This is a genomic window from Streptantibioticus rubrisoli, assembly GCF_024436055.1.
GTDB classification, from domain to species: domain Bacteria; phylum Actinomycetota; class Actinomycetes; order Streptomycetales; family Streptomycetaceae; genus Streptantibioticus_A; species Streptantibioticus_A rubrisoli.
In genome coordinates, this window is sequence record NZ_JANFNH010000002.1 from 254,193 (window position 1) to 267,815 (window position 13,623).

The 13,623-nt window shown below is 72.6% G+C and carries 12 protein-coding genes; 11 read left to right on the forward strand and 1 reads right to left on the reverse strand.

Features of this window, described 5'->3' with window-relative positions; translation table 11 throughout:
• The first annotated feature begins 36 nt into the window (after positions 1 to 36).
• From NON19_RS04485 to NON19_RS04535, 11 genes are read left to right on the forward strand one after another with little or no spacing between them, the layout of a single operon-like run.
• Complete coding sequence (locus tag NON19_RS04485; RefSeq protein ID WP_255925260.1) at positions 37 to 1,047, forward strand: AurF N-oxygenase family protein; 1,011 nt, start codon at positions 37 to 39, stop codon at positions 1,045 to 1,047.
• 56 nt (positions 1,048 to 1,103) lie between these two features.
• Complete coding sequence (locus tag NON19_RS04490; RefSeq protein ID WP_255925261.1) at positions 1,104 to 2,414, forward strand: KamA family radical SAM protein; 1,311 nt, start codon at positions 1,104 to 1,106, stop codon at positions 2,412 to 2,414.
• Entirely contained in the window at positions 2,411 to 3,901 is a 1,491-nt protein-coding gene (locus NON19_RS04495; RefSeq protein ID WP_255925263.1) for a GNAT family N-acetyltransferase, read from the forward strand. The genes NON19_RS04490 and NON19_RS04495 overlap by 4 nt, the downstream gene beginning before the upstream one ends.
• Positions 3,898 to 4,983: an Ldh family oxidoreductase gene (locus tag NON19_RS04500; RefSeq protein WP_255925264.1), complete on the forward strand. Its 1,086-nt coding sequence runs from the start codon at positions 3,898 to 3,900 to the stop codon at positions 4,981 to 4,983. The genes NON19_RS04495 and NON19_RS04500 overlap by 4 nt, the downstream gene beginning before the upstream one ends.
• On the forward strand, positions 4,980 to 6,209 hold the full coding sequence (locus NON19_RS04505; RefSeq protein WP_255925265.1) for an ATP-grasp domain-containing protein: 1,230 nt from the start codon (positions 4,980 to 4,982) through the stop codon (positions 6,207 to 6,209). Before NON19_RS04500 ends, NON19_RS04505 begins: the two co-directional genes overlap by 4 nt.
• Positions 6,206 to 7,420: a GNAT family N-acetyltransferase gene (locus NON19_RS04510; protein WP_255925266.1), complete on the forward strand. Its 1,215-nt coding sequence runs from the start codon at positions 6,206 to 6,208 to the stop codon at positions 7,418 to 7,420. The genes NON19_RS04505 and NON19_RS04510 overlap by 4 nt, the downstream gene beginning before the upstream one ends.
• Before the next feature lie 3 nt (positions 7,421 to 7,423).
• A complete protein-coding gene (locus tag NON19_RS04515) occupies positions 7,424 to 8,344 on the forward strand; it encodes a branched-chain amino acid transaminase (RefSeq protein WP_255925267.1) in 921 nt (306 codons plus the stop codon).
• Positions 8,341 to 9,123, forward strand: a complete 783-nt coding sequence (locus tag NON19_RS04520; protein ID WP_255925268.1) for a hypothetical protein — start codon at positions 8,341 to 8,343, stop codon at positions 9,121 to 9,123. Before NON19_RS04515 ends, NON19_RS04520 begins: the two co-directional genes overlap by 4 nt.
• Positions 9,120 to 10,421, forward strand: a complete 1,302-nt coding sequence (locus NON19_RS04525; protein WP_255925269.1) for an MFS transporter — start codon at positions 9,120 to 9,122, stop codon at positions 10,419 to 10,421. Before NON19_RS04520 ends, NON19_RS04525 begins: the two co-directional genes overlap by 4 nt.
• Positions 10,418 to 11,674, forward strand: a complete 1,257-nt coding sequence (locus NON19_RS04530; RefSeq protein ID WP_255925270.1) for an ATP-grasp domain-containing protein — start codon at positions 10,418 to 10,420, stop codon at positions 11,672 to 11,674. The genes NON19_RS04525 and NON19_RS04530 overlap by 4 nt, the downstream gene beginning before the upstream one ends.
• A complete protein-coding gene (locus NON19_RS04535) occupies positions 11,671 to 12,792 on the forward strand; it encodes an alpha-hydroxy acid oxidase (RefSeq protein ID WP_255925271.1) in 1,122 nt (373 codons plus the stop codon). Before NON19_RS04530 ends, NON19_RS04535 begins: the two co-directional genes overlap by 4 nt.
• Here the strand turns inward: NON19_RS04535 and NON19_RS04540 are convergent.
• The gene (locus NON19_RS04540) at positions 12,780 to 13,496 is read right to left on the reverse strand and encodes a PhzF family phenazine biosynthesis protein (protein ID WP_255925272.1); all 717 of its coding nucleotides are present in this window, start codon (positions 13,494 to 13,496) and stop codon (positions 12,780 to 12,782) included. The two genes, NON19_RS04535 and NON19_RS04540, sit on opposite strands and share 13 nt — an antisense overlap.
• Between the last annotated feature and the right edge of the window lie 127 nt (positions 13,497 to 13,623).

A 13,623-nucleotide genomic window follows, 5' to 3' on the forward strand; every position in this document is an offset into this window, starting at 1 on the left:
GCCGACCGACCACCCAGCTCCCCGTGAAGGAACGCAATGAACGGTGACCCCGTGACCGCCGACACCCTGTCGGAAGCGACGTACCCCCCCGGCGTGCCGCGCCATGACCCGAGCGACCCGGTAGAGCACGCCGTCATCACACGTCTGGTGGGCAACTGGCACCGCCGCGCCACGGTCAAGCGGGACGAGCCCGACCTGGACGAACTGTTCGACCCGGAGCGCCCCGACTACCCCGAGGGCATCCTGCCCTTCCACGACCACCCCACGTACCAGGCGCTCGACCCCGACAAGCGCTCGGAGCTGCTGAGTTGGGCGTGGATCGCCTACAACCGGCACACCGTGATGGCCGAGCAGAAGGTGGCCAACCCCGCCTTCGCCCTGGTCATGGAGGGCGAGTATCCGGCGCTCACCGGTGAGGCGCTCAACCTGTCCCTGGCGCAGGCCATGGTCGACGAGCAGTACCACACCCTGATGCACCTCAACGCCAGCGCGGTGACCCGCCGCCGACGCGGCCGGGCCATGCCGGACACCGACCTTCCGCTGTCCCACACCGCCCGTGTGCACCAGCGGCTCCGGGACGCGGCGGGGGAGCGCTGGCAACGGTCGCTGACCACCCTGGCGTTCGCGACCGTCTCCGAGATCTCCATCAACGCCTACCTGGACCTGCTCGCGGACGACACCGGGATCCAGTCGATCAACAGCACCACCGCCAAGCTGCACAACCGCGACGAGTACTGCCACGCCTCGATCTCCGCGGTCCTGGCGGAGATGGTCTACGACAAGCTGGACCAGACCCAGCGCAGGTACTTCCTGGACATGCTCATGGAAGGTCTCGACGCCTTCGTGACCAATGACTACACCACCTGGCACCGGATCATGGACCTCGCCGAAGTCACCGGCGGACACGAGATGCTGGCGGACTGCCAGGCCGAGTCGGGCCGCAAGCGGCTGGTCCGCGACTACACCGGCCTGCACCAACTGGTCGAACAGCTGGGTGTGACCGACCAGGTGGACTTCGACTGGTCCAGGTCCCAGGTCTCCGCCTGAGCACCGTCCCCCCACCGCCACGATGTGGCGCCTTCAACGATCTGAGGCGACTTCGGATGAAGACCTTCTCCCACGAACGCCTGGCCGCCCTGGCCCGCGAGCGCGGGATGCCCGACGAGTACCTCCGTGACCTCAGGATCGTGTCGTCCGTACTGCCGTTCAAGGTGAACGAGTACGTCGCCCACCAGCTCATCGACTGGTCGGCGGCGCCCGACGACCCGATCTTCCGACTCACCTTCCCGCACCGCGACATGCTGCCGCCGGAGGTTTTCGAGGGCATCGCCGCCCTGTACGACGGCGATGCCCCGCGCGAGGTGCTGCGCAAGGCCGCGGCCGAGGCCCAGGCCCTGCTCAACCCCCACCCGGGCGACCAGTTGGCGGCCAACGTGCCGACGCTGGACGGCCAGCGCCTCGACGGACTCCAGCACAAGTACGCCGAGACGGTGCTGGTCTTCCCCTCACAGGGACAGACCTGCCACGCCTACTGCGGATACTGCTTCCGCTGGGCGCAGTTCGTCGGCGTCGCCGAACTGCGCCAGGCGCTGCGCGACCCCGCGCTGCTCACCGCCTACCTGGCTGGTCACCGAGAAGTCACCGACGTCCTGTTCACGGGCGGCGATCCGCTGATCATGAAGACCCAGGTGCTGCGCCGCTGGGTCGAACCACTGCTGGACCCCGCCATGGAGTCGGTGCGCACGCTGCGCTTCGGCACCAAGGCGCTGTCCTACTGGCCCGCCCGCTTCACCACCGACCCCGACGCCGACGATCTGCTGCGGCTGTTCGAGCGGTGCGTCGCCGCGGGCCGCCATGTCGCGGTGATGGCGCACTTCTCCCACACCCGCGAGCTGGAAACCCCGCTGGTACGGGAGGCGATCGCCCGTATCCGGGCCACCGGTGCCGTCATCCGCGCGCAGGCGCCGCTCGTCGCCCACGTCAACGACGACGCCACCGTGTGGTCGCGGATGTGGCAACGCATGGTGGAGCTGGGCGTGTTGCCGTACTACATGTTCGTCGAACGCGACACCGGTGCCCGCAGCTACTTCGGCGTCCCGCTCGGCAGGGCGCACCAGATCTACACCGACGCCATACGCGGCGTCTCCGGACTCGCCCGCACCGCCCGCGGCCCGGTGATGTCCGCCGCGCCCGGCAAGGTGCTGGTCGACGGCGTCACCACCATCGCCGGGGAACGCGTCTTCACCTTGCGCATGTTGCAGGCCCGCGACCCGCGCCAGGTCGGACGGCAGTTCTTCGCCGCCTACGACCCGACCGCCGAGTGGTTCGACGACCTGCGGCCCGCGCTCGGCTCCTGGTTCCCCGGGCAACGCGCCGTGCGGGATGCCGAGTTGGCCGCGGCGGGCGCCCGATGAAGGCCACCGTCCACGAGGTCAGCCTCACCCAGCGCCATGTCTGGCGCTCCGCCCGCGAGGCGATACCCGTGCAGCCCGGCGTGGTGGTGGAGCTGGCGCAGGACGGAGCCAGCGGCTTCGGTGAGGCGTCGGCGTTCATGACGCACCGCTACAACTCCGACCTGGACCGCCTCCACGCCGACCTGCGCCGAATCGCCCCCGTACTGGCCGAGTTGGGCCCGGGCGACCCCTGGGCGGTGTGGCAGCTCCTCGCGGCCGAACTACCCGAATCGCCCTTCGTGCTCGCCGCGCTCGACTCCGCCGTGCACGACCTGCGCGCCCGGCTGCTGGGGGTACCGCTATGGCGCTCCCTCGGTCTCGCCGAACCGCGTGGTCTGCGCTCCAGCTACAGCATCGGACTGGACGAGCCCGCCGCGATGGCCCGCAAGCTCGGCGAACGACCGGGCTGGCACGCGTACAAGGTCAAGCTCGCCGACCCGGCGGACCTGACCATCCTCAAGGAACTGCGCCAGCACACCGACGCGCCGTTCTACGTCGACGGCAACTGCGGCTGGGAGCTGGACCGTACGCTGCCCGCGCTGGAGCACATGCGCGAACTCGGCGTCGAACTGGTCGAGCAGCCCTTCCCCCGGGAGGCCTGGGCGGACGCCCGCACCCTCAAGCGGCACAGCCCGCTGCCCGTACTGGCCGACGAGTCCATCACCTCACCCGCCGATCTCGACCCGTGCACCGAGGCCTTCCACGGCATCAACGTCAAGCCGATGAAGGCGGGCGGCATCACCCCCGCCCTGGCGATGCTGCGCACCGCCCGGGAGCGCGGCCTGATCACCATGTTGGGCTGCATGTACGAGTCCGCGGCGGGCGTGACGGCCACCGCGCACCTCGGCGGCCTGGCCGACCACCTCGACGTCGACGTGGTCGACCTGCTCGCGGTGGACACCGGCCGCGGACTGGCCCTCGACGGCGTCGGCCGGGTCAGCCTCCCGGACCGGCCCGGCTCCGGCTATCTGCCCGACCCCTCGGCGCACGGCTGGCGGGTGCGGGCGGTGCCGGTCGAGGAGGTCCGGCCGATCCGCCACCAGGTGCTGCGGCCGGGGCAACCCGCCAGCTCCTGCGCCTACCCGGAGGACGGCGACCCCGGCGTCCGGCACTTCGCGGCGCTGGCCGCGGGCGAGACGGTCGGCGCGGCCTCGCTCTACCCGCAGGACCCGCCCGCCCCGCACACCGTCGCGGGGCTGCCACCCGGCCGCGGCTGGCGGCTGCGCGGTATGGCCACCGTGGAGACGGTGCGCGGCACCGGCGCCGGTTCCGCGCTGCTGCGCACCGCGCTCACCCATGCGGCGCTGGCCGGTGCCGGCGCCGTGTGGTGCAACGCCCGCAGCTCGGCGGCGGATTTCTATCGACGGCACGGCTTCCAGGTCCTGGGCGAGGAGTTCGACATGCCGGGGATCGGGCCGCACTGGTTCATGTACTGGAGCCCGCGATGACCAGCACAACACAAGCCCCGCCCACTCAACTCCCCCTGATCGGCGAGGAGTCGGCGCGTTACCTCGCCCATGCGGCGCTCACCGACGCGGGGGTCCCGGAGGCTGACGCCCGGCAGGTGGCCGACGCTCTGGTGGACACCTCGCTGCGCGGCATCGACACCCACGGCCTGCGGCTGCTCCCGCAGTACCTGGACGAACTCGCCTCCGGCGTGGCCAGGTCCGCGGCCCGGACCACCGTCGTCCGGGACCGCGGCGCCGGTCTGCTGCTGGACGCCGACGGGTCGCTCGGGGTGCTCGCCGGACTGGTCGCCGCCCGGCTCGCCGCCGAGCGCGCCGCCCGGTTCGGTGTGGCAGCCGTGGGCGTACGCAACTCCAACCACTTCGGCGCCGCGTCCGTCTACACCCGTCAGCTGGCCCGACAGGGGCTGGTGGGAATCGCGGTCACCTCGGCGGCCTCCCGGGTCGCCCCGTACGGCGGGATCGAGCCGCTGTTCGGCACCAACCCCATCAGTGTGGCCGCGGGTTCGGACGGCACCGAGTTCGCCCTGGACATGGCCACCAGCCAGGTCTGCTTCGGTGAGATCAAGCAGCGCAGGGCCGACGGCCGCCGACTCGACCCCGGCTGGACCACCGACGCCGACGGCCAACCGACCCAGCAGCCGGACGAGGCGTACGCGCTCTCGCCGCTGGGCGGCTACAAGGGGCAGGGGCTCGCCATGGCGGTCACCCTGCTCGGCGCCGCCCTCACCGGCTCACCGCCGGACTGGCGGCTGACCCAGGTCGGCGCGGGCGAGCCAGGGCGCAGCCGTCAGGTGGGACACCTGGTACTCGCCCTGGACCCCGGCGCGTTCTGCGGCCGGGAGCGATTCGACGCGGGCCTGGCCGACCTGCTGGCCACCGTCCGCTCCGCCGCCCCCGCCGGGGACCGGCCCGTCCTCGCCCCCGGCGACCCCCAGCGGGACCACGAGCGCCAGCGCCGCGCCCGCGGCATCCCGCTCGACGCGCGCACCGCCGACGTGCTGGCGGAACTGGCCCGCCGCGTGGGCACCGAAGGCCCCACGGTCAGGGAGGCACAGGCGTGATCCTGATACTGATCAGCCCGCGCAACGCGGGCCTGCCGTTCGGCAGTTGGCTGGCGGAGAGCGCGGGCCGACTGCTGGCGGTCACCGCGGACGGCGTGGACATCGGAGCGGGCTTCGCCGAGACGGCGACCGTACCCGACTACACCGACGACGACGCGGTGCTGGCCGCCGCCCGGCGGCTCGCCGCGCGCCACCGGCCGACGGCGGTACTGGCACTCGCCGAGGTCGACGTGGAGCGAGCCGCCGTACTGCGCGGCGAGTTGGGGCTGCCCGGCCTGGACACCGCCGCCGCCCTGGCCTACCGCGACAAGGTGCTGATGAAGCGCTACGCCCGCGGTGCCGGGCTGAAGGTGCCGGACTTCGCCCCGGTGCGCGAGGTCGCCGACATCGTGTCCTTCATGGCCGGGCATGCCGGCCGGGTGGTGGTCAAACCGCGTTCGGGATCCGGCTCCACCGGTGTGCACGTGCTGGACCATCCGTCCCAGGCGGCCGGTCTCGCGGACACCATCGCGGCCGACGGCTACGAGGTCGAGGAGTTCGTGGACGGCGCGCTGCACCATGTGGACGCCTTCCGGGTGGACGGCGCCGCGGTGGTCGCGGTGCCGTCCCGCTACACCAGCGACGGATGTCTGGCGCACTGGACCGACACCCCCTTCGGCTCCACCACCCTGGCGCTCACCGATCCGCTGGGCGCCCGACTCGTCGCGGAGACCTGGCGGTTGATCGACGCGCTGCCGTCGCCGCCGACGGTCTGCGCGCACGCCGAGTTCTTCGTCACCGCCAGCGGCGAGATCGTGCTGTGCGAGGTGGCCGCCCGGATCGGCGGCGGCCCCATACCGACGATGCTGCGGCATGTCATCGGCACCGACCCGCGCCGGATGTGGTCCCGGGTGGAATGCGGCCTGCCGGTCGACTTCGCACCGGTACGCGAGCGGGCGGCGACGGCACCGCACGCGGCCTTCTGCGGCATACCGCCCCGGCGGGGCCGGGTGCTGCGGGTCCCCGAGGCACCGGCCGACGTCCATGACTTCACCCTCAACACCCACATCGGGGACGACTGGAGCGGGGAGCGCTACCAGCACCGCAAGTCGGCGGACTTCATGGCCAGTTGGGTGGTCACCGACCCGGATCCGGTGGCGCTGCGGGCGCGGCTGCGGGCCACCGTCGCCGAGGTCGCGGCGGGCTTCGACTGGGAGCTGGAAGCCGTGGCGGGAGGTGTCCGATGAGCTACACGGCACGCGTCCTACCCGCCGACCTGCGCCCGACCGCGCGGGACTTCCGCGGCCTCGGCAACCCCGACACCATCTGGGAGGACGCCCGTTGGTGCCGGTTCACCGAACGCACCGACCTGCACGAGGTGCGCTACCTGCGGATCGAGGAGTACGGCCACACGGTGGCCCTGGCCCCGCTGCTGCTCACCCGTGAGCCGGGCGGCCTGCTGTTCTACGATCCGCCCCGGCTGGCCACAACCGCCGGTGCGATGGCCGAACCCGAACTTCTCGATCCGGCGGACCGGGAACGTTGGACCAAGCTCACCGAGGCACTGGCTACCGACCGGGCGGACCACTACCCCACGGTGGCGCTGGCCACCTTCGGCTCTCACCACGGTGTGGCCCACGCCCCGGACCGCACCCCCGGCCAGCGGCTGGCCGTGATGGCCGCGCTCCCCGGCCTGCTCGCCGACGCGGCCGCCGAACTGGGCTGCCGCAGTAGCGCGTTGCTGTACGTACCGGAACCGGCGGCGGCCGAGGTCGACCGGGCGGCCACCGGCGCCGGATACACCGCCGCACTGCTCGGCGCCGAGGGCGTCGCCCAACTGACCGCGTCCAGTTGGGAGGAGTACCTGGCCGGGCTCAGCAGCCGCCGCCGCACCCGGCTGCGCAAGGAACTGAAGGAGTACGAGCGGTCCGGCTTCCGCACCGTGATCCGCCGCGGGCCGGAGGCGATCGACGACGAGGTGGTCGCACTCCAGGTCGCGCACCGGGCGAAGTACGGACTGCCCGGCGGAGACGAGCGGGTGCGCCGGGACTTCGACGGCATCCGCGCGGAACTCGGCGAAAGCTGCCTGGTGTTGGGCGCCGAGTGGGACGGTGAGCTGCTGGGCTTCGTGCTGTTCCTGCGCACCGACGAGGCACTGTTCGCCCGTACCGCGGGCTTCGCCCCGCAGGCGCAGGGGTGCTATCTGGCACTCACGTACCACGAGGCCGCCCGCTTCGCGGTGGAGGGCGGCATCCGCCGGATCCACTACGGAATGGCCGCCTACGAGGCCAAGTTCGCCCGCGGCTGCGAACTCCAGCCGCGCTGGGGCTGGTTCGCCTTCCACGGCCCGGACGCCGACGCCTACCGCGAGGCGCTGGCCCTGCAGTCACACAGCATCGAGCGCCGACTTGAGCGGGTCGGCGCCCCCGCGACTCCCGTCCCCTCCCGCAGGAGCTGACCGATGAAACTGCAACCCACCGGCACCATCTGGATGGACGGCGAGTTCGTCCCCTGGGACCAGGCACAGGTCCATGTACTGACCCCGAGCCTGCACTACGGATGGGGCGTCTACGAGGGCATCCGCGCCTACCCGACAGCCGAAGGACCCGCGGTCTTCCGGCTGCGCGAACACCTGGAGCGGCTGCACGACTCCGCCCGGGTCTACCTGATGGATCCCGGCTTCACGGTGGACCAACTCACCGAGGCGGCATTGGAGTTGCTGCGCCGCGTCGGCCTGGACTCCGCCTACCTGCGGCCCATCGTCTACCTCGGCTACGGCACCATGGGCGTCGCCCCCCAGCTGGACAGCGCCCGGGTGGCCATCGCCGCCTGGCCCTGGGGCTCGTACCTGGGCGAGAAGGCGGAGCAGGAGGGCTGCCGGCTCACCGTCAGCAGCTGGCAGCGCAACGGCATCCACTCGGTGCCCCCGCTCGCCAAGGCCACCGGCGCCTACGTCAACTCGGCGCTGGCGAAGGTCGCCGCCATCCGCGCGGGCTACGACGACGCGCTGCTGCTCACCCCGACCGGTCACGTGGCGGAGGCCTCCGCCGCGAACGTCTTCGCGGTGCGCGACTCGGTCCTGGTGACCCCGCCGGTCAGCGACAACATCCTGCCCGGGATCACCCGGCAGTCCCTCATCACCCTGGCCCGGGACTTCGGCCTCACCGTCGAGGAGCGCAGCCTGACCCGCGGCGAACTGTACGTCGCCGACGAGGCGTTCTTGACCGGCACCGCCACCGAGGTGGTACCGGTCGCCTCGGTCGACGACCGACCGATGGGCGCCGGAGGCTGCGGACCGGTCACCAAGCAACTGCGCGAGGCCTTCACCGACGTGGTCCACGGACGCAACCCCACCTACCGCCACTGGCTGGAGTACGCGTGAGTTCAGGCATCACCTCCGACACCGGGATCCGGCCCGCCGACGCCCGCGCGGACGGATCCCCCGGCAGCCTCGCGGCCCTGGAGGCCGCGGTCGCCAGGCTGACCGGCGCGGCACTGGCACTGCGCGACGACACCGGCCCCTGGGCGGTCTCGCGTCGGGAGGAAGCCGCCGACCGGGCCGTCGACCTGCTGGCCGCCCGCGCCTGGCGGGCGCTGCCCGCCGCCTCGCACGGCAACGCCGAGGTGGCCGCCCGGCGTTGTGTGTGCTACCTCCTCGCCCGCGACACCGCGCTGGCCGCCGGGTGCCGCGACACGGATCCGGCCAGAGCGCACCGGCTGGCCGCTCACGCGCTGCTGCTGCTCACCCTGGCCGAGCACTTCGACGCCGCCACGTTCAGGACCAGGGAACTCCTCGGCCCGGCCCCCGAGGGCCGGTTGCTGGCGGCCTGGCGCATGGTGGACGAGGCGCTGGAGCGGCTGTCCACCACCCGCCATGAGTGGGTGGGCGCCGAGCCGGGCGTGGTGGCGGCCGCCGGATGGGTACTGGTGGACCGCGTCGGCCGACTGCTCACCGGGGCCGCACTCGTCGCACAGGCCGCCGGGCGCAACCGCACCGCCGAACACCCGGACGCCACAGCCGAGTTGCTGGTCAACGCCGCACGCCGGTACGCCTGGAACCATCTGCGCGGCCCGGCGCCGGAAGCCGCGACACCGACGCATGTCCGCCGTTCGCTGGAGTTGCTGTGCGCGCTGGCACCCGGCGGCAAGGGGGCGCCGTGACCCGGGTGGCGCGGCGGCTCGCCGGACTGCTGCTGCCGGACGGTGCGGCGGGCCGGATGCTGGCCCTGGGCGCCTGCGTCGACTCACTGGGCACCGGCATGTTCTTCGCGTCGGCCACCTTGTACTTCGTCGGCATGGTCGGCATCCCCGCCACCAAGGTGGCGTTCGCGACCACGCTCGCCGGGGCGCTGGCACTGCTGGCCCCGGTGCCGCTGGGACGGCTCGCCGACCGGGCGGGCACCGGCACGTTCTACATGGTTCTGCTCCTGCTGCGCGGACTGGGCTACAGCGCCTACGCGTTCGTCACCGGCTACCCCGCCTATCTGGTACTGACCGTGCTGCTCACCGCGTTGGACCGGTCAAGCACCCCGATCCAGCAGGCCGTGGTGACCGCCGCGATCGGCGGCGGCGACCGCACCCGGACGATGGCCTCCATCCGTGCCGTGCGCAACATCGGCCTGACCGTCGGCTTCCTGCTGGCGGGCGCGGTCTTCGCGTCGAGCAGCAGGGGCGCGTTCACCGTCCTCTTCCTCGCCAACGGCGTCTCCTTCCTGGTCGTGGCGGGCACGGTACGGCTGGCGCTGGCCCGCACCGGGACGACCGTACGGCGCGAACCCGCCCCAGGCGGCGCCGCGCAGCGGCCCGAGGTGGTCCGATCGCCGTTGCGCGACTGGTGGTTCATGGTCTTCACGGTCGGCAACGGCGTACTGTCGCTCTACGACACCGTGCTGGTCGTGCTGCTGCCGGTGTGGGTGATCCAGCACACCTCGATCGCCTCCGCCTGGGTGCCGGTGCTGATGGCCGTCAACACCGTGCTCACCGTGGTGCTCCAGGTCTATGTCGCCCGGTTCGCCGAGACCGCGGCCGCCGCGGTCCGGCTGCTGGTGCTGGCCGGTGCGCTGATGATGGCGTGCTGCGGGTTCTTCGCGCTCGGCCAGGCGCAGTCCACCGGTGTGGCGGTGGCCGCGGCGCTGATGGCGGTGGTGATGCTCTCGGTCGCCGAGAACCTGCACTCGGTCGCCGCCTGGGAACTGTCCTCCGAGTTGGCGCCGCCCGCCGCCCGCGCCCGCTACCTCGGCGCCTTCAGCCTCTCCCTCACCGGGCAGAAGGTGGTCGGACCCACCCTGCTGGTCGTCGTCCTGCTCCCCACCGGGCTGATCGCCTGGCCGGTGCTGGCCGGTGCGTTCGGCTGCGCCGCACTGGTCTGCCGTACCGCGGCCCGCCGCAGCCTCGCCGAGCGGGCCGGGCACATCCAGGCCCTGCCCTCAACCCTCCCAACCACCGAGGTGACCCCATGAGTGAGCATGTTCTCGTCGTAGGCAGCGGCCGCGACCTGCCGACCCGGGTGCGAAGCGCCCTGCCCGGCACGCGCACCTCGGTGATCTGCCGACTGGAATACGTCTCCAAGCTAAGGGAGTTGACCGAGCACACCCGGGTGATCGCGGTACGCCATGACGCACCGGACGAGGAGTGGATCGAACTCGCCTCCGCCGCGCACGCCCGGCATCCGTTCACCCGGATCGCCACCTTCGGCGAGCGCGACCAGGACCGCTGCGCCGCGATCGGCGAGGCGCTCGGCATCCCGACGCATTCCCCGCGGACCGTGGCCCTGGTGCACGACAAGCACGCCATGCGCGCCCGGCTGCGGGAAGCCGGAGTCGACACCACCGCCTCCGCCCTGGTGGCCGACCCGGCCGAACTGCGGGACTTCGTGGCCGAACACGGACTGCCCTGCGTGGTGAAGCCGGTACGCGGCGCGGGCAGCGCCGGTGTCGCGGTGGTACGCGAGGAGGGCGCGCTGGCGGCGGCCTTCGCGCGGGCCAGCGACAGGTTCGACGGGCTGCCCGACGCCGGTGTGCTGGTCGAACAGTTCCATGAGGGACCGCAGTTCAGCGTGGAGGCGTTCTCGGAGGACGGTGAGCACCAGGTCGTCGCGATCACCCGGAAGTTCTCCGATCCGGTCACCTTCGTAGAACTCGGCCATGTCGCACCAGCCGAACTGACGGTCCTTCAGGAAAAGGAAGTGCACACCTACGTGGAGCGGTTGCTCGACACCCTCGGCGTGACGAGCGGCGCCACCCACACCGAGCTCGTACTGGGCGAGGCGGGGCCGAAGGTGATCGAGACCCATGTCCGGATGGGCGGCGACGAGATCCCGGCCCTGGCACTGGACGCCACCGGTGTCGACATCGCCGAGTGCGTGGTGCGGCAGACGGTGGGGGAGCGGGTGCTGCCCGGCATCAGGCAGACGCTCGCCGAGCAGCGGCCCGGCCGCAGCTCCGCGATCTGGTTCGCGGCATCACCCGCCGCCGGTGAACTGACCGAAGTCCACGGGCTTGAGGACGCCCGGCGGACGCACCGGGTCACCGAGGTCGAGCTGCTGGTCCGCCCCGGTGGCAGCTGCGGCACCCTGGAGTCCTCCGAGTCCCGGATCGCCTACGCGCGCGCCCTCGGGGACACGGCCGACGAGGCGGTGGCCGCCGCCCGGCAGGCCGTAGAGCGGCTGGAGTTCCAGCTGCGGCTGCGGGCGGCCGACGGGGAGACGGTGTGACCGGCACCACCGTCGCCAGCACCCCGCAGGCGGCCACCGACCGCCCGCGGGGCGCCGCCCCGCTGAACCTCGCCGACTACCGTGCGGCGGCCCTCAAGATCCTGCCCACGGCGGCCTTCGACTACCTGGAGGGCGGTGCGGCGGACGAGCACACCGTCCGCTGGAACCACGAGGCCTACCAGCGACTGGCCCTGCTGCCCCGGGTGCTGGCGGGCCACGTGGGCGCGCACACCGGCTGCTCGGTGTTCGGCACCGCCCTGGACTCGCCGATCCTGCTGGCCCCGGCCGCCTCGCACCGCCTGTTCCACCCCGGCGCCGAGGCCGCCACCGCCCACGGGGCCGCCGCGGCAGGGGCGTTGATGACCGTGAGCACCTTCTCCTCGCAGACGGTTGAGGAGATCGGCGCCACGGCCACCGGCCCCTGGTGGTTCCAGCTCTATGTGCAACGGGACCGCGCGCTCACCGCGGAACTGGTGCGCAGGGCGGCGGCCGCGGGCGCCCGGGCCTGTGTGGTCACCGTCGACACACCGGTCACCGGAGTGCGCGAGCGGGACCTGCGCAACGGCTTCGCACTGCCCTCCCACGGCACACCGGCCAACCTCGCCCATGTCCAGGGCAGTTCGACGCACGGCGCGATCCACGATCCGCGGATCGATCCCGCGGTGGGCTGGGACGACCTGGAACGGCTGCGCGCGGTCTGTGGACTGCCGGTGCTGGCCAAGGGCATCCTGCGGGCCGAGGACGCGCAGCGCGCGGCCGACGCCGGTTTCGGGGTGTGGGTCTCCAACCACGGTGGCCGCAACCTCGACACCGCCGCGGCCACGCTGTCCGCCCTGCCCGCCATCGCCGAGCGGGTGGCGGGTAGGGTGCCGGTCATCGTCGACGGGGGCATCCGCCGCGGAACCGACGTGGTCAAGGCGCTCGCCCTCGGCGCCGACGCGGTGGCCATCGGCCGTCCGTACGTGTGGGGCCTGGCCGTCGGCGGCGCGGACGGAGTACGGGACGTCGTCCAGACGCTGCGCAGGGAGACCGAGTTGGCGATGGCCCTGGTCGGCGCGGCGACCCTGGACGACCTGACGGCGGACCTGGTGGTGCCCGCCGGGGTTCACCGCCCGTAGAGCTCGGCGACGGCGTCCCGGATCCCGGCGCCGGGCTGGTCGACGACGCAGCGCCCGCCGAGTTCCACCCGGACGCCGTCCACCGGCCGGGTCATGATGACCGCCCGGTGCCTGCCGTGCACCACCCGCAGGGCACGGCCGAGCTTCAGCGTCAGCAGCATGGACGCGCTGCCGCACGCCTCGTCCTCGCCCTTGCCGATCCGCGGCGCCCACAGCCTGGCCCGCACCTGACCGGCCTCCCGGTCCAGCCATGACCACACCTGGGTGAAGTCCTCCCCCTCGGGCAGCCCGGTCAACGCGTCGATCTCCTGCGGGCTGGCCATCTCGTAGTGGCGCCACGGCTTGGACCAGGCGGCGGGCGCCGTCAGCCACACCGTGCCGTCGTCGTCACGTCGACAGGCGACGGCACCGGCCCGCGGCACCAGTTCCGTGACCGGTGTGCCCAGCCGGTGCAGCACTTCCACGGCGGCCAGCAGCGGGTGCCCGCCGAAGCGGATCAGCTGGCCGTACGAACTGTGGATGTCGACCAGACCGCGCTCGGCATCGCGCACGAACACGGTGGCCGGAATGCCGAGCCGGGTGGCCAGGGCCTGCCGCTCCTCGCTGGTGACGGGCGCGTCGGCCGGTTCGACCACGATCAGGGCGGGGTTGCCGTGTGCGCCGTCGGCGTTCACGAACGCCCGGGCGAGCATGCAAGTGATCACCAACTCACGCTACCAGCACACCAGTTGGTCAGACCGTGCGGAGCCCGTCGGCTTCCATCGCGCGCGGCGCCCGGCAGCCCTGTTCGACACCCCGTGGGATCTGGGCGTGGTGTGACGCATGGCGTGT